Source organism: Hydrogenophaga sp. FG152, from assembly GCF_057809615.1.
In genome coordinates this window covers 259,779-282,351 of the sequence record NZ_JBMDKH010000003.1, presented here as the reverse complement: position 1 = coordinate 282,351, position 22,573 = coordinate 259,779, and the positions used below count along the sequence as shown (strand labels likewise).

Annotated in this window: 24 protein-coding genes; 13 read left to right on the top strand and 11 right to left on the bottom strand. The window is 68.0% G+C overall.

The features are described from left to right. The first annotated feature begins 21 nt into the window (after positions 1-21). From ACODTB_RS06190 to ACODTB_RS06175, 4 genes are all read left to right on the top strand, one after another. A complete protein-coding gene (locus ACODTB_RS06190; RefSeq protein WP_291115110.1) occupies positions 22-597 on the top strand; it encodes a hypothetical protein in 576 nt (191 codons plus the stop codon). Positions 598-720: 123 nt separating this feature from the next. Further along, entirely contained in the window at positions 721-1,734 is a 1,014-nt protein-coding gene (locus ACODTB_RS06185; RefSeq protein ID WP_291115112.1) for a TRAP transporter substrate-binding protein, read from the top strand. Between the two features lie 79 nt (positions 1,735-1,813). After that, on the top strand, positions 1,814-2,326 hold the full coding sequence (locus tag ACODTB_RS06180; protein ID WP_291115114.1) for a TRAP transporter small permease: 513 nt from the start codon (positions 1,814-1,816) through the stop codon (positions 2,324-2,326). Beyond that, positions 2,323-3,618: a TRAP transporter large permease gene (locus ACODTB_RS06175; protein ID WP_291115116.1), complete on the top strand. Its 1,296-nt coding sequence runs from the start codon at positions 2,323-2,325 to the stop codon at positions 3,616-3,618. Before ACODTB_RS06180 ends, ACODTB_RS06175 begins: the two co-directional genes overlap by 4 nt. Here the strand turns inward: ACODTB_RS06175 and ACODTB_RS06170 are convergent. From ACODTB_RS06170 to ACODTB_RS06160, 3 genes are read right to left on the bottom strand one after another with little or no spacing between them, the layout of a single operon-like run. Continuing rightward, positions 3,595-4,923: a mechanosensitive ion channel family protein gene (locus ACODTB_RS06170; RefSeq protein WP_291115118.1), complete on the bottom strand. Its 1,329-nt coding sequence runs from the start codon at positions 4,921-4,923 to the stop codon at positions 3,595-3,597. The genes ACODTB_RS06175 and ACODTB_RS06170 overlap by 24 nt on opposite strands. Before the next feature lie 27 nt (positions 4,924-4,950). Next, the gene (locus ACODTB_RS06165) at positions 4,951-5,745 is read right to left on the bottom strand and encodes an enoyl-CoA hydratase (RefSeq protein ID WP_291115120.1); all 795 of its coding nucleotides are present in this window, start codon (positions 5,743-5,745) and stop codon (positions 4,951-4,953) included. A 47-nt stretch (positions 5,746-5,792) separates the two neighbouring features. Next, positions 5,793-6,746 carry a histone deacetylase family protein gene (locus tag ACODTB_RS06160; RefSeq protein WP_291115122.1) on the bottom strand — a complete coding sequence of 318 codons (954 nt, stop codon included), beginning with the start codon at positions 6,744-6,746 and terminating at the stop codon, positions 5,793-5,795. Between the two features lie 26 nt (positions 6,747-6,772). Between ACODTB_RS06160 and ACODTB_RS06155 the strand changes: the two genes are divergently transcribed. Genes ACODTB_RS06155 through mltB form a run of 4 tightly spaced genes read left to right on the top strand, consistent with a single transcriptional unit; the run spans position 6,773 to position 11,851 of the window. Continuing rightward, the gene (locus tag ACODTB_RS06155; protein WP_291115124.1) at positions 6,773-7,693 is read left to right on the top strand and encodes an AAA family ATPase; all 921 of its coding nucleotides are present in this window, start codon (positions 6,773-6,775) and stop codon (positions 7,691-7,693) included. Between the two features lie 44 nt (positions 7,694-7,737). Further along, a complete protein-coding gene (locus ACODTB_RS06150; protein WP_291115126.1) occupies positions 7,738-8,748 on the top strand; it encodes a DUF58 domain-containing protein in 1,011 nt (336 codons plus the stop codon). Further along, positions 8,745-10,772 carry a transglutaminase TgpA family protein gene (locus ACODTB_RS06145; RefSeq protein ID WP_488929167.1) on the top strand — a complete coding sequence of 676 codons (2,028 nt, stop codon included), beginning with the start codon at positions 8,745-8,747 and terminating at the stop codon, positions 10,770-10,772. Before ACODTB_RS06150 ends, ACODTB_RS06145 begins: the two co-directional genes overlap by 4 nt. Continuing rightward, a complete protein-coding gene (gene mltB, locus ACODTB_RS06140; protein ID WP_488929166.1) occupies positions 10,769-11,851 on the top strand; it encodes a lytic murein transglycosylase B in 1,083 nt (360 codons plus the stop codon). Before ACODTB_RS06145 ends, mltB begins: the two co-directional genes overlap by 4 nt. A gap of 7 nt (positions 11,852-11,858) precedes the next feature. On the opposite strand, the gene ACODTB_RS06135 is transcribed toward mltB, so the two are convergent. From ACODTB_RS06135 to ACODTB_RS06115, 5 genes are all read right to left on the bottom strand, one after another. After that, complete coding sequence (locus ACODTB_RS06135) at positions 11,859-14,267, bottom strand: catalase (protein WP_291115130.1); 2,409 nt, start codon at positions 14,265-14,267, stop codon at positions 11,859-11,861. Positions 14,268-14,303: 36 nt separating this feature from the next. Continuing rightward, positions 14,304-14,786, bottom strand: coding sequence for a hemerythrin domain-containing protein (locus ACODTB_RS06130; protein WP_291115131.1), 483 nt, complete (start codon positions 14,784-14,786; stop codon positions 14,304-14,306). A 103-nt stretch (positions 14,787-14,889) separates the two neighbouring features. Continuing rightward, positions 14,890-15,168 (bottom strand): hypothetical protein, encoded by a 279-nt coding sequence (locus ACODTB_RS06125; RefSeq protein ID WP_291115133.1) that lies wholly within the window; start codon positions 15,166-15,168, stop codon positions 14,890-14,892. 87 nt (positions 15,169-15,255) lie between these two features. Next, positions 15,256-15,828, bottom strand: a complete 573-nt coding sequence (locus ACODTB_RS06120) for a cysteine hydrolase family protein (RefSeq protein ID WP_291115135.1) — start codon at positions 15,826-15,828, stop codon at positions 15,256-15,258. Next, positions 15,821-16,315 carry a DUF421 domain-containing protein gene (locus tag ACODTB_RS06115; protein WP_291115137.1) on the bottom strand — a complete coding sequence of 165 codons (495 nt, stop codon included), beginning with the start codon at positions 16,313-16,315 and terminating at the stop codon, positions 15,821-15,823. Before ACODTB_RS06115 ends, ACODTB_RS06120 begins: the two co-directional genes overlap by 8 nt. A 247-nt stretch (positions 16,316-16,562) precedes the next feature. On the opposite strand from ACODTB_RS06115, the gene ACODTB_RS06110 reads away from it, so the two are divergent. Next, positions 16,563-16,799 (top strand): hypothetical protein, encoded by a 237-nt coding sequence (locus ACODTB_RS06110; RefSeq protein ID WP_291115139.1) that lies wholly within the window; start codon positions 16,563-16,565, stop codon positions 16,797-16,799. A gap of 15 nt (positions 16,800-16,814) precedes the next feature. Here ACODTB_RS06110 and ACODTB_RS06105 read toward each other — a convergent pair whose 3' ends face one another. Beyond that, positions 16,815-17,177, bottom strand: coding sequence for a response regulator (locus ACODTB_RS06105; RefSeq protein ID WP_291115141.1), 363 nt, complete (start codon positions 17,175-17,177; stop codon positions 16,815-16,817). A gap of 62 nt (positions 17,178-17,239) precedes the next feature. Beyond that, complete coding sequence (locus ACODTB_RS06100; RefSeq protein ID WP_291115143.1) at positions 17,240-18,169, bottom strand: LysR family transcriptional regulator; 930 nt, start codon at positions 18,167-18,169, stop codon at positions 17,240-17,242. A 97-nt stretch (positions 18,170-18,266) separates the two neighbouring features. On the opposite strand from ACODTB_RS06100, the gene ACODTB_RS06095 reads away from it, so the two are divergent. After that, on the top strand, positions 18,267-19,091 hold the full coding sequence (locus tag ACODTB_RS06095) for a carbon-nitrogen hydrolase family protein (protein WP_291115145.1): 825 nt from the start codon (positions 18,267-18,269) through the stop codon (positions 19,089-19,091). Then, the gene (locus tag ACODTB_RS06090; RefSeq protein ID WP_291115147.1) at positions 19,088-20,368 is read left to right on the top strand and encodes an MFS transporter; all 1,281 of its coding nucleotides are present in this window, start codon (positions 19,088-19,090) and stop codon (positions 20,366-20,368) included. The genes ACODTB_RS06095 and ACODTB_RS06090 overlap by 4 nt, the downstream gene beginning before the upstream one ends. On the opposite strand, the gene ACODTB_RS06085 is transcribed toward ACODTB_RS06090, so the two are convergent. Then, positions 20,322-21,041, bottom strand: coding sequence for a TetR/AcrR family transcriptional regulator (locus tag ACODTB_RS06085; RefSeq protein ID WP_488929165.1), 720 nt, complete (start codon positions 21,039-21,041; stop codon positions 20,322-20,324). The genes ACODTB_RS06090 and ACODTB_RS06085 overlap by 47 nt on opposite strands. Positions 21,042-21,242: 201 nt before the next feature. Here ACODTB_RS06085 and ACODTB_RS06080 point away from each other — a divergent pair, with 201 nt between their 5' ends. Continuing rightward, a complete protein-coding gene (locus ACODTB_RS06080) occupies positions 21,243-21,554 on the top strand; it encodes a recombinase-like helix-turn-helix domain-containing protein (protein WP_488929164.1) in 312 nt (103 codons plus the stop codon). 27 nt (positions 21,555-21,581) lie between these two features. Next, on the top strand, positions 21,582-22,565 hold the full coding sequence (locus ACODTB_RS06075) for a Bug family tripartite tricarboxylate transporter substrate binding protein (protein WP_291121765.1): 984 nt from the start codon (positions 21,582-21,584) through the stop codon (positions 22,563-22,565). Positions 22,566-22,573 lie beyond the last annotated feature (8 nt).

The window sequence follows — 22,573 nt, the reverse complement described above, 5'->3', positions numbered from 1 at the left end:
ACCCGCGACGAGTTCAGCAGCATGACCACCCCTCTCCCCGTCGACCCCCTCATCCACACCATGCGCATGCTCGGCCGCACGGTGCGCCTGCTGTTCAGCCGCCAGGAGCCCGAGCGAGCGCGTTCGCTGGCGATGGAACTGGCGCGCGCCACCTCGCCCTGCAAGGGGCTGGACGACCCCGTGCGCAGCTGGGAAGCCAACCTGCAGGTGGACCGGGGCCTGGGCCGGGCCCGGCGCCTGCAACGCCTGGTCAACAGCCCCGTCTGGCAAAGCGATCACGGCACGCCCGGCAGCGGCAAGACCCCGACCGAGAGCGCGGCCGACTACCTGTTCGCCTCGGTCATGAACCTGGTCCACCAGATGCCGCTGTGCGACGAGGCCCATGTGTTCCGCCTCTGGTACCTCGCCACGCGGGCGGCCACGCCGCCCGAGAACGCCCTGCGCCTGTTCGGCGACCTGCGCTACCTGCCGGCCCACCAGCAGCTCGCCGCCGGCGCGCGCCTGCTCGAAACGCTGGGCAGCGACGCGCTGCACGCCACGCCCTCGCGCCCCCGGCTGCAGCCCGCCCACCCGGTGGAATTCCCCCCGAACGATTAGGCAACGACAGAGACTCAGGGCCATCCGGGTAAGTCTGGAGGGGGCCGCGCAAGGGCTTGACCTATAGTGATTTCGCCGCCTCCGAGGGAGGCCGGCCACCCCGGAACGCGCCCAGGAGACCCCATGAAACTTCGCTGTCTTGCCACCGCCGTGCTGTCCACCACCGTACTCGCGGGCGGCGTGGCCTCGGCCCAGACCGTCTTCACCGTCTCCAGCTGGGTGCCGCCCACCCACACGCTGAGCATGGCGCAGAAGAGCTGGTGCGACCTGCTGGAAAAAGACAGCGCAGGCCGCATGAAATGCAACATCCTGCCCAAGGGCGTGGCGGCCGCGCCCGGCACCTTCGACGCGGTGCGCGACGGCCTGGCCGACATCTCGTACACGGTGGACGGCTACACGCCCGGTCGCTTCATCAACACCCAGGTCGCCGAATTCCCCTTCCTGGGCGACAGCGCCACCGCCACCTCACTGGCCTACCAGCGCATCTACAGCAAATACTTCGCGCCGCTGGGCGAGCACCGCGGCGTGAAGACGCTGGCCGTGTTCACGCACGGGCCCGGCATCATCTTCACCACCAAACAGGCGGTGGCCAGCGCGGCCGACGTGGCCAAGCTCAAGTTCCGCATCGGCGGCGGCAACATCAACGAACTCTCCAAGGCCATGGGCTGGAACACCACGCTCAAGCCCGCGCCCGAGTCATTCGAAATGCTGTCCACCGGCGTGATGGACGGCACCTTCTTCCCCGACGAGTCGGTCGCCTCGTTCAAGCTCAGCATGGTCAAGCACGCCACCACCTTCCCCGGCGGCCTCTACAACACCAGCTTCGTCTTCATGATGAACGAAGGCAAGTACAACGCCCTGTCGGCGCAGGACAAGGCCGTGATCGACAAGATCTCGGGCGAAACCGCCGCGCGCATCTTCGGCGAGGGCTGGGACCGCGTGGACGCGGCCAGCCGCGAACTCCAGAAGACCCAGGGCGTGACCCGCATCGTGGCCGACGCGGCCTTCGTGCAGGCCGTGAAGGACAAGCAGGCGGGCCTGGAAAGCAAGTGGGCCGAGGCCGCGCAGGCCAAGGGCCTGAAAGACCCGAAGGCGGTGCTCGCCGAGTTCCGCGCCGAGATCGCCAAGGTAAAGTAAGCCAGCGCACCACCTCCTGCGGCCGGCCGGGCAGTCTGTTGCACACTGCCCAGCCGGCTTTTTCACATCAGGCCCCTTCATGCTCAAGACGCTGGAACGCATCCTGCGCTGGTCCACTGGCCTCATGGCCGCCATGGCGCTGTTCACCATCATGTGGCTCACGCTGGTGGACGTGACCGGCCGCCGCTTCTTCAGCCACTCCGTGCCTGGCGGCCTGGAACTCACCGAGATCCTCATGGTGATCGTGATCTTCGGCGCCATGCCCCTGGTGTCGTGGCGCAACGAGCACGTGGTCTTCGACTCGCTCGACAGCATGCTGCCCGAGTGGGTGCGCGACATCCAGGCGCGCGTGGTCCACCTGGTCTGCGCCGGCACCTTCGGCTTCCTGGCCTACCTCATGACGACGCGCGCGGACCGGCTGACCGAGTACGGCGACACCACAGTGCACCTGCAACTCTCCATCGCCCCGGTGGCCTGGATGATGGCGGCCATGCTGGCCCTCACCGGCCTGGTGCACCTGCTGTTCGTGTTCGTCACGGTGCCCGCGCCCCACCACCCCGAACCCACCACTTTCGACGGGGGCGCGACATGATCGAAGCCAGCCTGGGTTTCCTCGCCGTCTTCGCCCTGGCGCTGCTGCGCATCCCCATCGCGCTGGCCATGGCCATCGTCGGCATCACCGGCCTGGGCCTGATGCGCGGCTGGTCCCCGGCCTTCGCCAGCACCAGCCAAGTGATCTTCGAGACCGGCTTCGCCTACGTGCTCTCGGTCATCCCGCTGTTCGTGTTGATGGGCAACCTGGTGGCCCGCGCCGGCATGGCGCGCGAGCTCTACACCGCCGCCAACGCCTTCGTGGGCCACCGCAAGGGCGGCCTGGCCATGGCCAGCGTCATCGCCTCGGGCGGCTTCAGCTGCATCTGCGGCTCGTCCATCGCCACCGCCGCGACCATGACGCGTGTGGCCTACCCCGAGATGAAGCGCCACGGCTACCAGGACACGCTGGCCACCGGCTCCATCGCGGCCGGCGGCACGCTGGGCATCCTGATCCCACCGTCCACCATCATGGTGATCTACGGGATCATGACGGAGACCGACATCGGCAAGCTGTTCATCGCGGGTGTGTTGCCCGGCCTGGTGGCCATCGCCTGCCTGTGCGCGGCGGTGGTCTACATCACTTGGCGCGACCCCCTGGCCGGCCCGCCGGGCGAACGCTTCAACTGGGCGCAGCGGCTGGCCGCCCTGCGCAGCATCTGGGCGGTGCTGCTGCTGTTCGCTCTGGTCATCGGCGGCATCTACGGCGGTGTGTTCACCGCCACCGAAGGCGCTGGCGTGGGCGCCTCGGGCGCCTTCCTGTTCGCCCTGCTGCGCGGCGCGCTCACGCCGCGCGTGCTGATGGACATCCTGGTCGACAGCACGCGCACCACGGCCATGCTGTTCACCATCCTGATCGGTGCGATGATTTTCACCAGCTTCGTCAACTTCACCAGCATGCCGGGCGACCTGCGCGACTTCCTGCTGCAGTTCAGCCCCCACCCCATCATGGTGGTGGTGGTGATGATGGTGATCTACGTCGCGCTCGGCCTGGTGATGGAAGAGCTGTCGATGGTGCTGCTCACCATCCCGGTGTTCTTCCCGGTGATCACCGGCCTGGGCTTCGACCCGGTGTGGTTCGGCGTGCTGATCGTCACCATCGTGGAGATCGGCATGATCTCGCCGCCGGTGGGCATGAACCTGTTCGTCATGAACTCGCTGCTGCCGCTGGTCAAGCTCAAGACGATCTTCCAGGGCGTCTGGCCCTTCGTCATGGCCGACGTTGTGCGCCTGGGCATCCTGATCGCCTTCCCGGCGATCTCGCTGTGGTTACCCAGCCTGATGAACCGCTGAGTCCTTCGGGCCTTCGAGCGGTGGCATTTCCTTGATGTGCACCACGCGCTGCGGCGACGGGATGTCGATGCCGCTCTGCTGCAGCGAACGCAGGATCTGCAGGTTGATGAGGGATTTCAGCTTGAGCTGCTCGGCGCCGTCGCCCGAGTTGATCCAGTAACCCACCGTGAACTCCAGACCATCGGCGCCGAACGCCGAGAGCGAGGCCTGCGGGGCGGGGTCCTTCAGCGCATCGGCCTGCGCGCTCACCGCCTCCAGCAGCAGGCGGCTCACAAGGTCCACGTCGCTGTCGTAGGCGACCGACACCACCGTGGTCTGCCACACGCGCGTGAGCGCGCCCGAGAGGTTCTCCACCCGGTTGATGACCATGAGCTCGTTGGGCACGATGGACTCGCGCCCGGCCGGCGAGCGGATCACGCTGTAGCGGGTGTTGATGTCGAGGATGCGGCCTTCGAAGCTGTCCACCTTCACGTTGTCGCCGATGCGAAGGCGCCGCTCGGCCAGGATCACGAAACCGCTCACGTAGTTGGACGCCAGCTTCTGCAGGCCGAAGCCAACGCCCACGCCGATGGCGCCGCTGAACACCGAGAGCGCCGTGAGGTCGATGCCCACGGCCGACAGTGCGATGATCAATCCCACGAACAGCAGCAGCGCGCGCGTCGCGTTGCTCACCGCCTTGCGCATCGACAAGTCGCCCCCGGTGGCCTTGCGCAGCAGGCGGGACTCGATCGCGGAAGACACCCACAGCGCCAGGATCATCACCGCGCCGGCCGTGATGGTGCCCTCCAGCAGGGTGCGCAGGCTCAGCGTGCTCGCGCCGATCTTCCACTGGATGTCATCCAGTTCCGCCAGCACCACCGGCAGCAGGCCACTCACCCACAGCACCATGGCCAGCCAAGCCACCCAGGAGATGGTTCGCTCCAGCGCCCGCACCCAGGGCGCGGTGGTGAACGCCGCCTGCAGCACCTTCACGCCCACGCGGATCACGACCAGCGACACCAGCACCGGTATGGCCACCTTGAACGCCGCCAGCGGGAGGAACTTGGTGACGACGGCCCGCGCGATGTAGCCGAGCAGGAGCAGGGCCAGCGGAAACATCACGCCGTCGATCAGCCGCCGGCCGAACAACACCGAGCCTTTGTCCTCCTGCATGCGCAAGGCATTGCGCAGCGCCCAGCTGAAGCCCCAGGCCAGCGCCACGCAGATCGCCAGCGCGGCGAGTTCGATCAGCACCGTGGGTTGCGTGAACCCGGCCAGCCACAGGCCGATGTCGTCGATGGGTTTGGGGTTGGTGGAAGGGTTCATGTCGGATCGGAAACGGTTCTCGGGAAATCAGGCGCGCCATGAAGGCGCGCGCTTGTCGATGAAGGCCTGCACGCCTTCCTGCGCCACCTCGTGCGCCATGTTGCAGGCCATGCTCTGGCCCGCGAGCTGGTAGGCCGACGCCATGCCGGTCTCGAGCTGGCGGTAGAACAGGGCCTTGCCCATGGCGAGGGCCTCGCGCGGTTTGGCGAGGATGCGGTCCACCAGGGCCTGCAGCTCGGCGTCCAGCGCATCGGGTGTCACCACGCGGTTGACCAGGCCGCGCACCCTGGCCTCGTCGGCCGAGATGAAGTCACCGGTGAGCAGCATCTCCATCGCCTGCTTGGGCAGAATGTTGCGCGAGAGCGCGACCCCCGGCGTGGCGCAGAACAGGCCCACGTCGATGCCGTTGACACCGAAACTCGCGGTGTCGCTCGCCACCGCCAGATCGCACTGCGCCACCAGCTGGCAGCCGGCGGCGGTCGCCAGGCCCTGCACACGCGCAATCACCGGCACCTCCAGCTGGCGGATGGCCAGCATCAGGCGCGAGCACTGCGCGAACAGCTTCTGGTAGTAGGCCAGCTCGGGCGTGGCGCGCATCTGCTTGAGGTCGTGCCCGGCGCAGAAGGCGCGCCCGTTCGCGGCGATCACGACCAGCCGCGCCTGCGGGTCGGCGGCCACCGCGTCCACAGCCGATTGCAGGGCCGCCAGCATGGCCTCGGACAGCACGTTGAAACTGCGCGGGGTGTTCAGCGTGAGGGTGTGCACGCCGCGCGCATCGCGCGAACTCAGCAGCACCGCGTCAGCGGGGGAGGAAGAAGTCATGGGCTCGGTCATCGGAACATTATGGGACGCCCGGGCGCCGCGGAAGTTCAGACGCCCGCCAGCACCCTCAGGTGCGCTTCCACGCTGCGGCCCAGAGCGCTCAGGGCATAGCCCCCTTCCAGGCAGCTCACGATGCGGCCCTTGGCGTGGCGCTGCGCCACTTCCTTGATGCGCTCGGTCAGCCAGGCGTAGTCCTGCTCCACCAGGCCGAGCTGCGCCATGTCGTCCTCGCGATGCGCGTCGAAGCCGGCGCTCACGAAAAGCATCTGCGGCCTGTGGGCCTCCAGCCGGGGCAGCCACATCATGTCCACCAGCTCGCGGATGTCCATGCCCTTGGTGTAGGCCGGCACCGGCAGGTTGACGAGGTTGCTCGCCGTCGAGTGCTCGCACACCGGGTAGAACGGGTGCTGGTAGAAGCTGCACATGAGAATGCGCTCGTCACCGGCCACGATGTCCTCGGTGCCGTTGCCGTGGTGCACATCGAAATCGACGATGGCCACGCGCTGCAGCCCATGGCGCTCCAGTGCGTACTTGGCGGCCACGGCCACGTTGTTCACGAAGCAGAAGCCCATGGCCTGGTTGCGCGTGGCGTGGTGGCCCGGCGGGCGCACCGCGCAGAAGGCGTTGGCCAGTTCACCGGCCATCACGGCATCGGTCGCGTCGATGGCGGCACCCGCGGCCATCAGGATCGCGTCCCAGCTGTGGGCGTTGATGGAGGTGTCCGGATCGACCTGCGCATGGTCCGGGCCGCCAGCGGCCATGTCGTCGCGCAGCTGGTCGCTCAGACCGCGCAGCGAGGCCAGGTGCATGCGGCCGTGGGCGAGTTCGAGGTCGGCGATCGCGGCCGGGGTGGCCTCGCGGCGCTCCAGCGCCACATCCAGACCGCTGATCAGCAGGCGGTCTTCGATGGCATCGAGCCGCTCGGGGCACTCCGGGTGGCCGGCGCCCATCTCGTGTCTCCAACAATCCTTGTGGGTGAAATACCCAGTGGCCTGGCTCATGGGGGTTTTACGGTATGGTTCGCGGCATGCAAGCCGACACAAGAATCCAACTGCTGCTGAGTCAGCTTAACACGGTGATCGTGGGCAAACCGCAGCAGGTTTCGGACTGCGTGGCCTGCCTGCTGGCCGGGGGACACCTGCTGATCGAGGACGTGCCGGGCGTCGGCAAGACGACCCTGGCGCACGCGCTGGCGCGCTCCTTCGGTCTGCAGTTCTCGCGCGTGCAGTTCACCGCCGACCTCATGCCCAGCGACCTCGTCGGCGTGTCCATCTACGAGCGCGGCCGCGAGGACTTCGTCTTCCACCCCGGCCCGGTCTTTGCCCAGGTGCTGCTGGCCGACGAAATCAACCGCGCCAGCCCCAAGACCCAGAGCGCGCTGCTCGAGGCCATGGAAGAAAAGCAGGTCACGGTGGAAGGCGAGACGCGCGCCCTGCCCGAGCCCTTCTTCGTGATCGCCACGCAGAACCCGCACGACCAGCTCGGCACCTACGCCCTGCCCGAATCGCAGCTGGACCGTTTCCACATGCGGCTGTCGATCGGCTATCCCGACCGCGCGGCCGAGCGCGAGCTGCTGCGCGGCCAGGACCGGCGCGACATGCTCGACCGCCTCGCGCCCGCGCTCACGCCGGCCGACCTGGCCAGCCTGCAGCACACCGTGAGCCAGGTGCACACCGCCGAGCCGGTGCTGGAGTACCTGCAGGACATCGTGGGCGCCACGCGCAGCGGGCGCTGGTTCGCCCAGGGCCTGTCGCCGCGCGCCGCGCTGGCCGTGGTGCGCTCGGCCAAGGCCCAGGCCTACCTGAGCGGGCGCGACTACGTGGCCCCGGACGACATCGCCGCCATCCTGCCGCAGACGGTGGCCCACCGCCTCACGCCGGTGCGCGACGCAGGGCGCGGCCCGGTGGAGCAGGTGCGCGCCATGCTGGAAGCGATTCCGCTTCCGTGAGCACCCCCCGCCACGCTGCGCGTGTCCCCCCTGAGAGGGGGGCGATGCCTGAGGCCCGGCAAAGCCGGTTCCTCGGCATCTCTGGATGGAACCCGCGCACCCGTCTGCAAACCTGGTGGCACAACCGCCTGCCGCGGCGCGACACCCTCACGCTGACCCAGCGCAACGTCTACATCCTGCCCACGCGGGCGGGCTGGATGCTCGCGCTCACGCTGCTGCTGCTGCTCGTGGCCAGCATCAACTACCAGCTCAACCTGGGCTACCTGCTCACCTTCCTTCTCGCGGGCAGCGCGGTAGTGGGCATGCACGTGTGCCACGGCAACCTGCGCGGCACCACCCTGCACCTGACCCCACCCGACCCGGTGCACGCCGGCCAGGCCGCCGCGCTGGACATCCGCCTCACCAGCGAGCGCCCTCGCATCCGCTACGGCCTGGGTCTGGGCGTGATCGGCGCCGATCTGGCGCACGCCCCTCTGGCCTGGACGGACGTGCCCGCGCAGGGCAGCACCACGCTGCAGGTGGCCTGGCCGGTGCCCGGGCGCGGCCTGCATGCGCTGCCGGCCCTCACCGCGCTCACGCTGTTCCCGCTGGGCACCTTCCGCGTGTGGACGGTGTGGCGCCCGGCCGCCCCCGTGCTGGTCTACCCCGAGCCCGAAAGCCACCCGCCGCCGCTGCCGCCGGGCGAACCCCAGGCCGGCAGTTCGGGCAGCGCGCGCGTGCAGAGCACGGGCGAGTTCGACGGCGTGCGCGCCTACCGCCGGGGCGACCCCATCAAGGCTGTGGTATGGAAGAAGGCTGCCCAGGCCTTCGCGGCCGGGCGCGACGAACTCGTGAGCCGCGATGCGCTGTCCACCCAGCGCCAGCAGCTCTGGCTGGACCACGCCCAGTGCGGCCACAGCGACCTGGAGGCACGCCTCTCGCGCCTGACGGCCTGGGTGCTGATGGCGGACCGCCTGGGGCTGGACTACGGCCTGCGCGTGCCCGGCCGCGAGATCGCACCCGACCAGGGTCCGGTGCACCGCGCGCGCTGCCTGGAGGCGCTGGCACTGGCATGAATATGGCGGCCGTCTCACTGTCTTCTCTGCCCCGCGAGACGCGCGACACGCTGTTCCTGCTCGCCGTGGTCGGCTGGGTGGTCGCGATGCAGGTCGCCCACATCCCCTGGTGGTGCAGCGCGCTCACGGCGGGCGTGCTGGTGTGGCGCGCCACCCTCGCGCTGCGGGGCCTGCCGCTGCCCGGCTGGCCGTGGCGGCTGGGGCTGCTGGCTCTCACACTCGCGGCCACCTGGGCCACCCACCGCACCCTCCTGGGCCAGGACGCGGGCGTCACGCTCGTGGTGGTGTTGCTCTCGCTCAAGACGCTGGAGATGCGCGCGCGCCGCGACGCCTTCGTGGTGTTCTTCCTGGCCTTCTTCACGCTGCTCACGCACTTCTTCTACTCGCAGTCGCTGCTCACGGCGGCGGGCATCCTGATCGCGCTGCTGGGCCTGCTCACCGCGCTGGTGAACGCCCACATGCCGGTGGGGCGGCCGCCGCTGGCGCAGGCCGCGCGCATCGCCATGGGCATGGCGGCCCTGGGTGCGCCCATCATGCTGGTGCTGTTCCTGCTGTTCCCGCGCCTCTCGCCGCTGTGGGGCGTGCCCGCCGACGACCGGGGACGCAGCGGCCTGTCCAGCACGATGCGCGTGGGCCAGATCGCCGAACTGGTGCTGGACGACAGCATCGCCCTGCGCCTGCGCTTCGAGGGCGCCCCGCCGCCGCAAAGCCAGCTGTACTTCCGCGGCCCCGTGCTCAGCGCCTTCGATGGCGTGGAATGGCGCCCCGCGCGCGCCGAATTCCCGGCGCGCCAGGCCTTGGCAAGCGAACTCGCGGTCTCGGGCCAACCCGTGCGCTACGAAGTGACCATGGAGCCGCACCGCCGGCCCTGGCTGTTCCTGCTGGAAGCCGCCACGCAGGCGCCCGAACTGCCCGACGTGCGCGTGCGCATGACCAGCGAACTGCAATGGCTCACCGACCGCCCCATGGGCAGCCTGGTGCGTTTCAGCGCCGTGAGCCACACCACGTTCCGCCACGGTCCGCTGGCCGCCACACCCGCCCTGCGGGAACACGTGGCGCTGCCGCCCGGCAACAACCCGCGCACGCTCGAACTCGCCCAGCTGCTGCGCCGCGAACACGGCACAGGACCCGACGCCACGCCGCGGCTCGTGGCGGCGGTGCTGGAGCGCCTGCGCACCGGCGGCTACCTCTACACGCTCGAGCCCGGCGTGTACGGCCAGCACACCGCCGACGAATTCTGGTTCGACCGCCGCCAGGGCTTCTGCGAACACATCGCCAGCAGCTTCGTCATCCTCATGCGCGCACTCGACATTCCCGCTCGCATCGTGACCGGCTACCAGGGCGGCGAGATGAACAGCGTCGACGGCTACTGGACCGTGCGCCAGCGCGACGCCCACGCCTGGGCCGAGGTCTGGCAGGCCGGCCAGGGCTGGGTGCGCGTGGACCCCACCGCGGCGGTTGCGCCCGGGCGCGTCGGCTCGCTGCAGCGGCTGAGCGCGCCCGAAGGCGCTCTCGCCGGCGCCATCCGCAACCTCAACCCCAACATCGCCGCCCAGCTGCGCGCGGCCTGGGAGGCGATGAACAACAGCTGGAACCAGTGGGTGCTGAACTACACCCAGGGCCGCCAGCTCGACCTGCTCAAGAACCTGGGCTTTCGCTCGCCCAGCTGGGCTGACCTGGCCTACGTGCTGATCGGCGTGGTGGTGCTGGTGAGCCTGATCGGCGCGGCCTGGACGCTGTGGGAGCGCCAGCAGCACGACCCCTGGCTGCGCCTGCTGCAGCGTGCCCGCGCGCGCCTCAAGGCGCAAGGCCTGGACAGCAGCGACCGCACGCCCCCGCGCGAGCTCGCCCAGCGCGTGCAACAGCACTGGGGCGCCTCGGACGCGGCGCTGCGCGTTGCACAATGGCTGCTGCAACTCGAAGCCCAGCGGTACGGCCGCCCGGGCGCCGCCGACATCCCCACCCTGGCCACGCTGCAAACCGAATTCCGGCAGCTGGCCTGGCCCCGAAAAGACCCCCGTTGAACGCCCTCGCCTGCCTCCTCTCCTCGTCCGCCCTGGCCCTGTGCCTGAACGCCAGCGCCCTGGCCCAGTCGCCTGCGAAGGCGCGACCGGCCAGCCCGGCCAAGGCCCCCGCCTACAGCTACGCGCAAAGCTCGGCCGCCATGGCCTTCGCCACCGACCTTGCCGAGCGCCGCAACCTCGACCCGGCCTGGGTGCGCCAGCAAATCGGTGCGGCCCAGCGCATCCCCACCGTCATCCGACTCATGCAGCCCGCGCCCAGCGGCGTGCCCAAGAACTGGGCCGCCTACCGCGCCCGCTTCATCGAGCCCGTGCGCCTGCGCGCCGGCCAGCGCTTCTGGGAGGCCAACCGCGAGACCCTGGCCCGGGCCGAGAGCGAGTTCGGCGTGCCCGCCAGCCTCATCGTGGGCGTGATCGGTGTGGAAACGCTGTACGGCCAGCACACCGGCAATTTCCGCGTCATCGACGCGCTCACCACCCTGGCCTTCGACTTCCCGGCCAGCCACCCGCGCGCCGCCGCGCGCACCGAGTTCTTCCGCAGCGAACTCGAACAGTTCCTCAGCCTCACCGAACGCACCGCCACCGACCCGCTGACGTACCTTGGCAGCTACGCCGGCGCCATGGGCTGGCCGCAGTTCATGCCCAGCAGCTGGGTGAAGTACGCGATCGACTTCGACGCCGACGGCAAGGTCGATCTCTTCAACAACCAGGCCGACGTCATCGGCTCCGTGGCCAACTACTTCAAGGCCTTCGGCTGGCAGCCCGGCATGCCCACGCACTACCCAGTGCGCTTCGACCCGAACCAGAGCAGGGAAGATTTCGAGACCCTGCTCGCGCCCGACATCCTGCCCAGCTTCGGCGTGCAGAGCTTCACCGCCAAGGGCGCGCTGCTCGAAGGCCCGGCGCTGCAGCACCCCGGCCAGCTCGCGCTGGTGGAACTGCAGAACGCCGGCGCGCCGTCCAGCTACATCGCCGGCACCGAAAACTTCTACGTGGTGACGCGCTACAACTGGAGCAGCTACTACGCGCTGGCGGTGATCGAGCTGGGCGAAGCGGTGAAAGCGCTGGTCGGCGAGCGCTGAGGCTTCATCAAACCCGAGGTGGGTCTGTCTCGCGCTCGGGATGGCGGTGCCTGGCCACGGCGGCGATGAACGTCTCCACATCGCCACCCTGTACCACGCCCGGATCGGCTTCGCCCGAAGGCAATGTGGCGGACGCACCCGCCGCCTCCAGCAGCGTGGCCGACGCAGGCAGCACCAGGATGGCTTTGCAGTGTCGGTACTGGTCCTTGATGAATTCCATCGTGTGGCCATCGAGCGAGAGCGTGCGAACACCCTCGTCGCCGTCGGGCAGCACCAGCGCATCGAACAGGAAACCGGGTTCGTTCTCCAGTGAGGCATCGGCGTCGATCGCGACACCGTCCGCGGTTTTCACCGGGCCGATGCGCGGCGCCACGAAACGCGGTACCGCGCCCTGTGCGAACAGCATCGCGTGCACATCCACCGCGCTCTGGCCGTTCACGCCATCGGCTACCAGCATCGCCACCTTGCGGCCCTTGATCGAACCATCGCCAGGCCGCGCGAGCAGCGAGAGCGCGGGCGAGTGGCTCACCTCGGGTTGGGCCGGGTTGTCGAGCGCGCGCGGCATGGGCGGCGGCAGCGGCGACATGCCCAGACCTTCGGCGACCTGCGCCGCCAGGGCCTCGGAGGCATTGCGCAGGGAGGACACCATGCGCTCGCGGATCGCGGGCACCGTCACCTTGGAGAGTTCGAAACGGAAGGCCGCCGCGATGTGGGCCTGCTCGATCGGGCTCTGGCTTTCGAAGAACAGCGTGGCCTGCGTGTAGTGGTCGGCGAACTTCTCGGGCTTGGCGCGGACCTTGCCTTGCTCTTCCTTGGCCTGGATGCGCGCCGGCACCGACACGAAGCCTTGCGCGGCACCCGCCTGGAACGGGCAGCCACCGCCCAGTGAATTGGGTTCGTAGCTCACGCGCCCGCGGTGAATGGCCTGCCGGTGCATGCCGTCGCGCTGGTTGTTGTGCACGGGCGCCAGGGGCGAGTTGATCGGGATCTCATGGAAGTTGGGCCCGCCCAGGCGGCTGATCTGCGTATCCACATAGGAATGGATGCGGCCGGCGAGCAGCGGGTCGTTCGAGAAGTCCAGCCCCGGCACGATGTGCGCGGCACAGAAAGCAACTTGCTCGGTCTCGGCGAAGAAGTTGTCCGGGTTGCGGTTGAGCACCATGCGGCCCACCGGGCGCACCGGCACCAGCTCCTCGGGCACGATCTTGGTCGGGTCCAGCACGTCGAAGCTGAAGCCTTCGGCCTGCTCCTCGGTGAATATCTGCAGGCCCAGCTCCCACTCGGGGAAGGCGCCCGCCTCGATGCGTTCCCACAGGTCGCGCCGGTGGTAATCGGGGTCGGCACCGGATATCTTGACGGCCTCATCCCAGACCAGCGAGTGCGTGCCGTACACCGGGTTCCAGTGGAACTTCACGAACACCGAGTCGCCTTCGGCGTTGACCATGCGGAAGGTGTGCACGCCAAAGCCCTGCATGGTGGCGTAGCTGCGCGGGATGCCGCGGTCGGACATCGCCCACATCAGCATGTGGGTCGACTCGGGCATGAGGGACACGAAGTCCCAGAAGGTGTCGTGCGCGCTGGCCGCCTGCGGCATCTGGTGGTGCGGTTCGGGTTTCACGGCGTGTACCAGGTCTGGGAACTTCATCGCGTCCTGGATGAAGAAGACGGGCATGTTGTTGCCCACCAGGTCCCAGTTGCCTTCGTCGGTGTAGAACTTCACCGCAAAGCCTCGCACGTCGCGCGCGGTGTCTTTCGATCCGCGTTCACCCTGCACGGTGGAGAAGCGCACGAACACCGGTGTGACCTTGCCGGCTTCCTGGAAGGGCGCGGCCTTGGTGATGTCGGTCAGGGCGTCGTAACACTCGAAGTAGCCATGGGCGCCCGAGCCCCGCGCGTGCACGATGCGCTCGGGAATGCGCTCGTGGTCGAAATGCGTGATCTTCTCGCGCAGGATGAAATCTTCCAGCAGCGCCGGGCCTCGCACCCCGTACTTCAGCGAGTTCTGGTTGTCCGCGATGGGCACGCCCTGGTTGGTCGTGAGCACCTGGCCCGACGAGTCCACGCGCACGCGGTCCAACGGCTCGATGGCCCAGTTGATCCCTTCGGCCGCGACGCTGCCGGTCTTCTCCGAGTGATTCTCCTCCGACAGGGTGCTGCCCGTGGGCAGCCGGGACGCCGGCTCCACCGTGGCCCCAGCCGCCACGGCCAAGCCGTTGTCAAAGCCGTGCTCGCCGGCCTTGTTGGGGTTGAACGGCATGCCTTCGGCAAGCTGACCGGCCTGGACCGCCTTGGTGGTGGCCGGGTCGTCGGCCGGCACGACCTTGGAAGGTCCACTGTCCGTGTTGCGCGCGGCCGCTCTGGTCGCGCTGTCCGACTGGGTTGGCTTGGTGAGAAAGGGTTTTTTTGTTGTCGCCATGGTGGATCTTCCAAGGGTTCGTGATGCGACGGGCCGTCAGGCCATTTCCACGCCCATCAGGGCGTCCTTGCGGGCTTGCAGTTCATCCCGCATCGCGATCAGGTCCAACCCACGCGCAGCCCGGGCCTTGGGAAAGATCTGGTTTCGCTCTTCCTTGACGTGGTGATCGATGTACTCGCCGAGCACCTTCACCTTGGCGTCGAACATCTCATCGGCCACTTCCATCGCTTCGATCTGCGCAATGAGGTCCTTGGCCCCCGCGTGCTCCACCTCGGCCTCGGCCAGCACATCGGTCTCCTTCAAGGCCTCGCGCAGAGCAGGGTAGAAGATTTCTTCCTCAATGGTGGCGTGCACGGTCAATTCCTGGCAGATCTCGCGCGCGAGTTCCAGTTTCTTCTGATCGACGCCGCGCGCCTTGGACTGCGCGAGTTCGTCGTAGGCCTTGAACAGCTTCTTGACCGCTTTGTGGTCGGTGTCCAACAGCGTGCAGGCGTCGGCTTCGGTGCGGGTGGTGGCCATGGAAATCTCCTGATTCGGTGGGGTTCAAATGCTTGTTTGGATCGTGCGAGGCACAGCCCTGTCCCGTGCATCGCGCAGCGGGGTGGGGCTGCCGCCTCGGCCATCACGTGGCGTTGCTGTCGCCCGGGCGGCGGCTGTCGTCGTTCTGCCCTTGCTGGGACGGGTTGATTTCCTTGCGGCCCTGCTGATCGGAGCCGCCAGGGTTGCTCTGTTCGCGCTGCCCTGCGGGGTTGTTGCCCTGTTCACCCTGCTGGCCTTGGCGCTGGCCCTGGTTCTGCCCTTGCTGGTTCTGGCCCTGTTGGCCCTGTTGGCCCTGTTGCTGCTGGTTGCGGCCTTGCTGGTCCTGCTGTTGGGCTTGCTGGCCCTGGTTGGTCGATGCCATGTCGTTGCTCCTGCATGTGTTGAAGGGATTGCGGCGATCGCGCTGGATCGCACGCGAACTCCTTTGGGCAAAACGCGTGCCCGCGCCCTACGCTCGGTGCCAGCCCAGCCGCCGCCAGGGGCGCGTGTCGCACTTCAGGATGTCGCGCAGATAAGCCAGGGCGGCGGCCTTCTTCTCCTGCGTCTCGGCCGCCGTGCAGTCCTCGGGCGCGTGCACCTTCAGGCGGCGCAGAAAGGCATCGGCCGCCGTCAGCTGAATGCAGATGTCGGTCGCCAGTCCTGCCATCACCAGGGAGCGCACGCCGATCTTGTCCAGAAGGATGTCCAGCGGCGTGCCGAAGAACGCGGAGTGCATCGGCTTCAACACGGTGAGGTCGTTGCGGTGCGGGCGCAGCAGCCGCGCCATGGTCGCGCTGGCCCCCTGGCCTCGTGCCAGGCGGTCCACCAGCGTGGGAAAGTCCGATCGCCAGCGGCCAAAGTTGTCGTTCGCGTAGATCACCGGGATGCCCTGCGCACGGGCCGCACGCGCCAGCTGGCGAGCCGCCTTGGCGGCCTGCAGGGCCGGACCGGCCAGATCGCGGGCCTCCGGAAAGTCCAGCGGGTTGATGAAGTCGATCAGAAGCAGCGCACGCCGGCTGCGCGGGAGTTCGGTCTCACCCATCGCCACCCTCCTGCGCCACATCGCCCGACGATTCCTTCAACACGCTGATGCCGCCATCGGCCTCCAGAAAGGCGTACTTCATGTCCTTCAGGTCGCAATCGGCCTCGCGCAGCGCCCGCTCGACATCCAGCATCGGCACATGGTGCCGTCGCAGGGCGCGGGTGTGGATCCGACCGTCGCGACCGATGAGCACCGGCTCACCCTCGGCCAGGGCCTGCAGCCGGGTGCTGCGAGCGGTCACCACCGCCACCAGCACGTTCAGGCCGATCAAGGTCGTGGCCGCGAGCAACCCGCCGGTCACCGACTCTTCGCCACCACTGAGCCCGGCCGACACCGACTCGCTCAGCAGCATCACCACCAGCAGGTCGAAGGGCGTGAACTGCCCCACGGTGCGCTTGCCGGACAGGCGCATCAGCACGAGCAGCACGGCGTAGATGATGGCGGCCCGGGCGGGCAATTCCCACCAGTTGGCCGACAGTTCAAACATGGACACCTCGCCTCACACGATGAAGCCCTGCGAGAGCAAATGACATTCCCGGCACGCAGGGCGACGGGCGCTCGCAGGACCAGCAAGTCCCCATGGGCTTGCGGCAAATTTTGCTGAATCGTGTCGCGCCCGTCGCTTTTTACCGCCGCATCCCGCGCCCGTTCAGCGCGGAGCGCCTCTGTGGTGTGGCGAACAGTCAAATCCCGAACAGGCATGCACCATCACTCCACAACCCCACGGGAGCGCGATGGACTGGCTCGATTTCATGCAATGGCCCGCCATGCTGGTGACGCTGCTGGCCTCCTGGCTGGTGGCGTCTCGCAGCCCCGGTCGCCGCCACCTTGGCTTCTGGCTGTTTCTCGCGAGCAATGCCTTGTGGATCGCCTGGGGTTGGCATGTGAGCGCGCACGCGCTCATCGCCCTGCAGGTCGGGCTGGCCGCGCTGAACATCCGCGGCGCCTTGAAGACCGAAGACGCGCGCTGAGGCCGGCCCTGCCGTCTAGGCGCTGAGCACCTTGGCCAGCGCTTCGGCCGACACCGGCTTGGTGAAGTGGTAGTCCACCAGGGCGAACACTTCCGCCGCCAGCTCGTCGTCGGCGTCGGACCCCGTCACCGCGATGAGCACCAGGTTCTCGCCGCATTGCTCGCGCAGGGCATGCACCAGCGCCAGGCCGTCCATGTCCGGCATGTGCACGTCCAGCAGCACGCACAGCGGCCGCGAACGCGCCACCGCCGCGATCGCTTCCTGGCCGCTGTACGCGGCCTGTGCCCGGTGCCCCTGCAAGGTCATCAGCGTGGTCAGCGAGTCCGCGGCATCCCGCGAGTCGTCCACGATCAATACGTCCAGGTCCTGAGTATTCATGGCAGCTTCAACAAGTGTCGGCCCCTCCGGCCAACTCGGCGGACAGCATAAGGCCTTTCGGGTCAGGGCGCTGCGGGACCGGTGACCCGGGCCGCTCGGCCGGCGCGAACGAAGTCCACCAGCTCGGCCAGCGCCCCCTCCGCCGGCGTTCGCCACAGCAGGTGGGTCTGCAGGCAGGCGTCGTCGTGCGCCAGCGCTACCGCCACGATGCTGGCCGGCAGCTTGCCCACGATGCCGCCGCCGTAGAGCGCCACGTGGGTGCTGCGCGCCACCGACTCCAGCAGGATCGGCGTGTCGTCCGGCTCGTACACCACCCGGGGCTTGAAGCCGTGGCGATCGAACAGCGCAAACAGCAGTTCGCGGAAGGTGCCCCAGCGACCGGGCGATCCGATGATCAGGCCCTGGTCTTGCAGGTCCTTGAACTGCAGCTTTCGCTTGCGCGCCAGCGGATGGCCCACGCGGCACAAGGCCACGATGGGCTGCGAGTCCACCAGCACCCGGTCCAGCGATGGAGACGGCGCCAACGTGGCCGGCAGCAGCAGGAAGGCCGCGTCCAGATCGCCCGCGACGATTTCGCCGAACAGGCGCTCGGACGGCGCCTGCAACAGGTTGAGTTCCACGTCGGGAAAGCCCACGCCGAAGCTGAACAGCAGCTCTGGCATGGCGCTGTTGGCGGCCTGGGCCGAGTAGCCGATCAGCAGCTTGCGCTTGCTCGAACTGCCTGCCAGGCGGCGCGATTCGCGCACGGCCTGGTTCAGCCCGTCGAACACCGCATCGAGCTGCGCCAGCAGGTGGGCGGCGGCCGGGGTCAGCTCCATCGACCGCGTCGTGCGCACGAAGAGCGGGAAGCCCAGTTCCTCCTCCAGCAGCTTGATGGAACGGCTGAGCGCGGGCTGCGCGATGCGCAGCGCTTCGGCCGACTTGCGGAAGTTCAGCGTGGCGCTGAGGTGGCGGAACTGCTGAAGCCGCCGCAGGCTGGGGTAGTTCTTCATTGATGCCGAAATTCTATCAATGAGGGATCAAATGGTATTGGACTGGGCCCGGAGCCAAAACTAGCATTCACGCCCACCAGATCCACCACACGAGTTCATGAAAGCCTCCGTTTCCCAGTTCAAGAGCGTGCGCGACATTGAGAGCAACTTGCGCACAATACGCAGCCACATCGCGACCGCCGCCGCCAGCGGCGCTCAGCTTGTCTGCTTCCCCGAAGCCAGCATGGTCGCCTACGAGTCCTCGCGCGAAGAGCTGGTCGCTTTCGCCGGGCAGCACGCGGCCCGCTTCATCGACGAGGTGAGCGCCAGCGCCAGGGCGAATGCGATCGACGTGTTCGTGGGCCTGTACGAGCCTCTCGATGGCCACCGCACGCGCAACACCTTCGTGCACCTGGGTGCCGATGGGCAGCTCAAGGGCCGCTACGAGAAGCTGCACCTCTACGATGCGTTCAGCTTCAAGGAGTCCGACAAGAACCGGCACGGCCAGCTGCAGCCCGCGCACGACGAGGTGTATGTGGCCGACGTGGGCGGCGTGCGCTTCGCCATCCTCAACTGCTACGACCTGCGCTTCCCCGAAATCTCGCGCATCGCGGTGGACAAGGGTGCCGATGTGCTGCTCTACGGCGCGGGCTGGATCGCCGGCAGCCTCAAGGAGCTGCACTGGGAGACCCTGCTGCGCGCGCGCGCCATCGAGAACACCTGCTACGTGCTGGCCTCGTGCCAGCCGCCGCCCACTTCGGTGGGCATGAGCATGGGCATCGACCCCTCGGGCCTGGTGATCGGCGGCATCGCGGCCGCCGAGGGCGTCGTGACGGTCGACGTGCTGCCCGAGCGCCTGCGCGATGTGCGCAAGGACCTGCCCTGCCTCGAACACCGCCGCTACCAGATCGCCCTCAATTCCTCCGGAGACAACAACACATGAACAACCAGCAACCGAAATCCCAGAAGAAGGTGCTCTATTCGGCATCGCTCGGCCAGTTCGTCGAGTGGTACGACTTCGTGATCTACGCCTACTCGGCCACCATCATCGCCAAGCTGTTCTTCCCCACCACCGACCCGGCCACCGCCCTGCTCTCGGCCTTCGCGGTGTACGGCGTGGGCTTCGTCATGCGCCCCCTCGGCGGCTTCATCTTCGGCAGCCTGGGCGACCGCTTCGGCCGCAAGGCGGTGCTCTCCGCCATCATCCTGATGATGGGTGGCGCCACCGTCGGCATCGGCGTGCTGCCCACCTACGCGCAGATCGGCATCGCGGCGCCCATCCTGCTCGTGGTGCTGCGCCTGATCCAGGGCCTGTCGGCGTCGGGCGAGACCATCGGCTCCAACTCCTTCGTGGCCGAACACGCGCCGCCGGGGCGCCGCGGCCTGCACGTGGCCTTCACCTACGCCTTCGCCAACCTGCCGCCCGTGGCGGCCGCGCTCATCATCCTGGCCGTGACCAGCCTGCTGGGCAGCGAGGTGTACGAGAGCTGGGGCTGGCGCATTCCCTTCCTGATCAGCGGCCCGCTTGCGCTGGTGGGCCTGTACATCCGCAACCGCGTCGATGAATCGCCGGCCTTCGAGGTGGCGCGCGCCAAGCAGGAAATCTCGACCACGCCGGTGTCGGACGCCATCCGCGACCAGAAGAAGGCCATGGGCTTCAGCTTCGCGCTGGCCGCGTTCTCCAGCCTCACCTTCTACACACTGGCAGGCTACTTCGTGTCCTACCTCACCGTCACCGTGGGCATGAGCCGCAGCGACTCGCTGATCTCCAACGGCATCGCCATGACCGTCGCCTTCCTCACGATGATCGCGAGCGGTTTCGTGTCGGACAAGGTGGGGCGCAAGCCGGTGATGGTGGTCAGCCTGCTCTTCAACGCCATCGTCTGCGTCCCGGCCTACATGCTGGCTGGCGAAGGCACGCTGTTCCACGCGGCGCTGGCGCAATCGCTGCTGGCCATCGGCATGGGCTCGTTCGCTGGCCCCCTGGGCATCACGCTGCTCGAACTGTTCCCGACCAAGACGCGGTTCAGCGCATCGGCCATCAGCTACAACCTGGCGTACACCCTCTTCGGTGGCACCGCGCCCTTCGTCGGCACCTACCTCGTGCTGGCCACGCAGTCCAAGCTGGCCCCGGCCGCCTACCTGGCTGCGGTGTCCGTCGTGGTGCTGTGCGTCACGCTCTTCCTGCCCGAGACTTACCGCCGTTCGCTGACGGACTAGCCTCGATGCCCTGCGCCAGCAACTCGGTGGCGAACTCGATGTAGCCCTGCACCAGGGCATCGCTTCCTGGCCGCTCCTTGAAGAGCACCGCGAGCATGGGCTGGGCATCCATGAAGAAGGTGCACATCCCCAGGATGGCAACGTGCAGGTAGCGCGCATCCAGTTCGCGCGCCGGCTTGTCGCCGGGGATGGGGTTGAGCACGAACTGCGTCAATGCCAGCCCCCGTTTCGCCACGGTGTTGAGGTCACCCACCTCCATCTGCGCCTCTTCATCGGAGTAGATCTCCTTGAGCACCAGATTCATGAACTGCGGGTTGCGCTGCAGTGAATCGATCAGCATCTGCAGGCGCGTGCGGATGCGGTGGCGCAAGGGCCCCGGCTCGTCCAGCACGAGCCGGCTGCGTTCCTGGATGTCGTCCAGCAGGCCCACCGCTGCGGCCCGCAGCAGGCCCTTCTTCGTGCCGAAGTAATAGCGGATCAGCGCCGGGTCCACCTTCGCGGCACTGGCCACCTCCACCACCGTCAGCGCCTCCGGCGCCTTGTGGCGCAACAGCGCGAGCGCCGCTTCCACGATCTTCTCCTTGCCCACGCCGCTGCTGGAAGCGGGCCGGCCCGCCGTGCGGCGCGGCTCCTTGCGCCGTCGACGGGGCGTGGGGGTGTCGTTGTCTTTCATCACGCCATTCTAGGAACACTTCGCGCGCGGCACGCTTCGCTTCGGAGGCCGCTGGCATTAATTCCCATAAAAGGGAAATATCCACAAAACATGTAGGGATTGTCATTTCGGGTTGACAGGCGTTCCGCCGGGGTCTTAGCATCCGCTCAATTCCTATTTATAGGAATTAAAAGAACTTCAACCCTCTGCTGGATGCCCCCCATGTCTGTCGTTGCGATCACCTTCAATCCCCATCTCCTCAGCGCCAGAACCGCCACGCGGTGCAAGGACGCCGGGAACGGCCTGATCTTTCAACCGGGCGAAGAGGACAACCTGCGATGGCAAAGCCGCCCCAGTGAACCGTCCGAGGAGGAACAGGCTTTGGCCTCGGCCTTCGTGCAGATCTACGCCGACGACGGCCGCACGCCCGAGGCCTTCGCCGAAGCGCTCAACGCGAGAAACCTGTTGCAACCCGATGGCAGCGCATGGACGCCCGAGACCTTGTGCGCCGTGCTTGAACGCCTGGCGGCCTGACCCCCCATCGATCCGAAAGAACACCCCATGAAATCCCACGACATCACCCGGCGCGAGCTGATGCTGGCCGGCATGGCGCTGGCCGCTCCCGCCGGCGCCTTCGCACAATCGGCCCGCCCCACGCAGCTCATCGTCGGCTTCCCCGCAGGGGGAGGCATTGACCTGCTGGCGCGCCTGATGGCAAGCCAGTTGCGCGCGCACACCCCCGAGCCCGTGGTCGTCGACAACAAGGCGGGCGTCGCGGGCCGCCTGGCGCTGGAGCACATCAAGCGCGCGCCGGCCGACGGCAGCGCCTTGCTGCTCACGCCCGACTTTCCGCTCACGATCTTTCCGCACATCTACAAGAAGCTGGCCTACCAGCCGCTGGAGGACTTCACGGCTGTGGCCGCCTGCGCACGCTCGGAGCTGGTGCTCAGCGTGGGGCCCATGGTGCCGTCCAGCGTCAACACCGTGCCCGAGCTCGTGAAATGGATGCAGGCCCACCCGGACAAGGCCGACTACGCCTCGTCAGGCCCCGGTGGGGTGCTGCACCTGCTGGGCGTGATGTTCAGCCAGGCCACGGGGGTGCAGATGACCCATGTGCCCTTCAGGGGCAGCGCGCCCGCGCTGCAGGCGCTGGTGGGCGGGCATGTGGCCGCGAGCTTCAACGCCGTGGGCGAAGCCCTGCCCTTCAAGGCCACGGGTGGTCTGCGGCCCATCGCCACCTTCGGCAGCAAACGGTCGCGCTACCTGCCCGAGACACCGTGCATGGTGGAGCTGGGTTATCCGAACGTGCAGGCCGACACCTGGCTGGGCGTGTTCGCGCCCCCTCGCCTGCCTCAAGTCCTGGTGGCGCTATGGAACACCCGGATCACCAGCGTCGTGAACTCCAGCGAGTACATCGCGAGCCTGGACAAGCTCTCGATGGAGCCGCTCACGCTCAAGCCCGCGGCGCTCGCCTCCCTCGTCAAGACCGACATCGAGCGCTGGGCACCGGTCGTCAAGGCCTCCGGTTTCACCGCCGATGAATGAACACCCCC

Coding starts and splice junctions, on each gene's coding strand:
- ACODTB_RS06175 (WP_291115116.1), top strand. CDS start 2,323: ATGATCGAAGCCAGCCTGGGTTTCCTCGCCGTCTTCGCCCTGGCGCTG.
- ACODTB_RS06085 (WP_488929165.1), bottom strand. CDS start 21,041: ATGAAAGACAACGACACCCCCACGCCCCGTCGACGGCGCAAGGAGCCG.
- ACODTB_RS06120 (WP_291115135.1), bottom strand. CDS start 15,828: ATGGGTGAGACCGAACTCCCGCGCAGCCGGCGTGCGCTGCTTCTGATC.
- ACODTB_RS06090 (WP_291115147.1), top strand. CDS start 19,088: ATGAACAACCAGCAACCGAAATCCCAGAAGAAGGTGCTCTATTCGGCA.
- ACODTB_RS06115 (WP_291115137.1), bottom strand. CDS start 16,315: ATGTTTGAACTGTCGGCCAACTGGTGGGAATTGCCCGCCCGGGCCGCC.
- ACODTB_RS06170 (WP_291115118.1), bottom strand. CDS start 4,923: ATGAACCCTTCCACCAACCCCAAACCCATCGACGACATCGGCCTGTGG.
- ACODTB_RS06180 (WP_291115114.1), top strand. CDS start 1,814: ATGCTCAAGACGCTGGAACGCATCCTGCGCTGGTCCACTGGCCTCATG.
- ACODTB_RS06110 (WP_291115139.1), top strand. CDS start 16,563: ATGGACTGGCTCGATTTCATGCAATGGCCCGCCATGCTGGTGACGCTG.
- ACODTB_RS06150 (WP_291115126.1), top strand. CDS start 7,738: ATGCCTGAGGCCCGGCAAAGCCGGTTCCTCGGCATCTCTGGATGGAAC.
- ACODTB_RS06185 (WP_291115112.1), top strand. CDS start 721: ATGAAACTTCGCTGTCTTGCCACCGCCGTGCTGTCCACCACCGTACTC.
- ACODTB_RS06145 (WP_488929167.1), top strand. CDS start 8,745: ATGAATATGGCGGCCGTCTCACTGTCTTCTCTGCCCCGCGAGACGCGC.
- ACODTB_RS06125 (WP_291115133.1), bottom strand. CDS start 15,168: ATGGCATCGACCAACCAGGGCCAGCAAGCCCAACAGCAGGACCAGCAA.
- ACODTB_RS06155 (WP_291115124.1), top strand. CDS start 6,773: ATGCAAGCCGACACAAGAATCCAACTGCTGCTGAGTCAGCTTAACACG.
- ACODTB_RS06100 (WP_291115143.1), bottom strand. CDS start 18,169: ATGAAGAACTACCCCAGCCTGCGGCGGCTTCAGCAGTTCCGCCACCTC.
- ACODTB_RS06130 (WP_291115131.1), bottom strand. CDS start 14,786: ATGGCCACCACCCGCACCGAAGCCGACGCCTGCACGCTGTTGGACACC.
- ACODTB_RS06190 (WP_291115110.1), top strand. CDS start 22: ATGACCACCCCTCTCCCCGTCGACCCCCTCATCCACACCATGCGCATG.
- ACODTB_RS06160 (WP_291115122.1), bottom strand. CDS start 6,746: ATGAGCCAGGCCACTGGGTATTTCACCCACAAGGATTGTTGGAGACAC.
- ACODTB_RS06105 (WP_291115141.1), bottom strand. CDS start 17,177: ATGAATACTCAGGACCTGGACGTATTGATCGTGGACGACTCGCGGGAT.
- ACODTB_RS06080 (WP_488929164.1), top strand. CDS start 21,243: ATGTCTGTCGTTGCGATCACCTTCAATCCCCATCTCCTCAGCGCCAGA.
- ACODTB_RS06075 (WP_291121765.1), top strand. CDS start 21,582: ATGAAATCCCACGACATCACCCGGCGCGAGCTGATGCTGGCCGGCATG.
- ACODTB_RS06095 (WP_291115145.1), top strand. CDS start 18,267: ATGAAAGCCTCCGTTTCCCAGTTCAAGAGCGTGCGCGACATTGAGAGC.
- ACODTB_RS06135 (WP_291115130.1), bottom strand. CDS start 14,267: ATGGCGACAACAAAAAAACCCTTTCTCACCAAGCCAACCCAGTCGGAC.
- ACODTB_RS06165 (WP_291115120.1), bottom strand. CDS start 5,745: ATGACTTCTTCCTCCCCCGCTGACGCGGTGCTGCTGAGTTCGCGCGAT.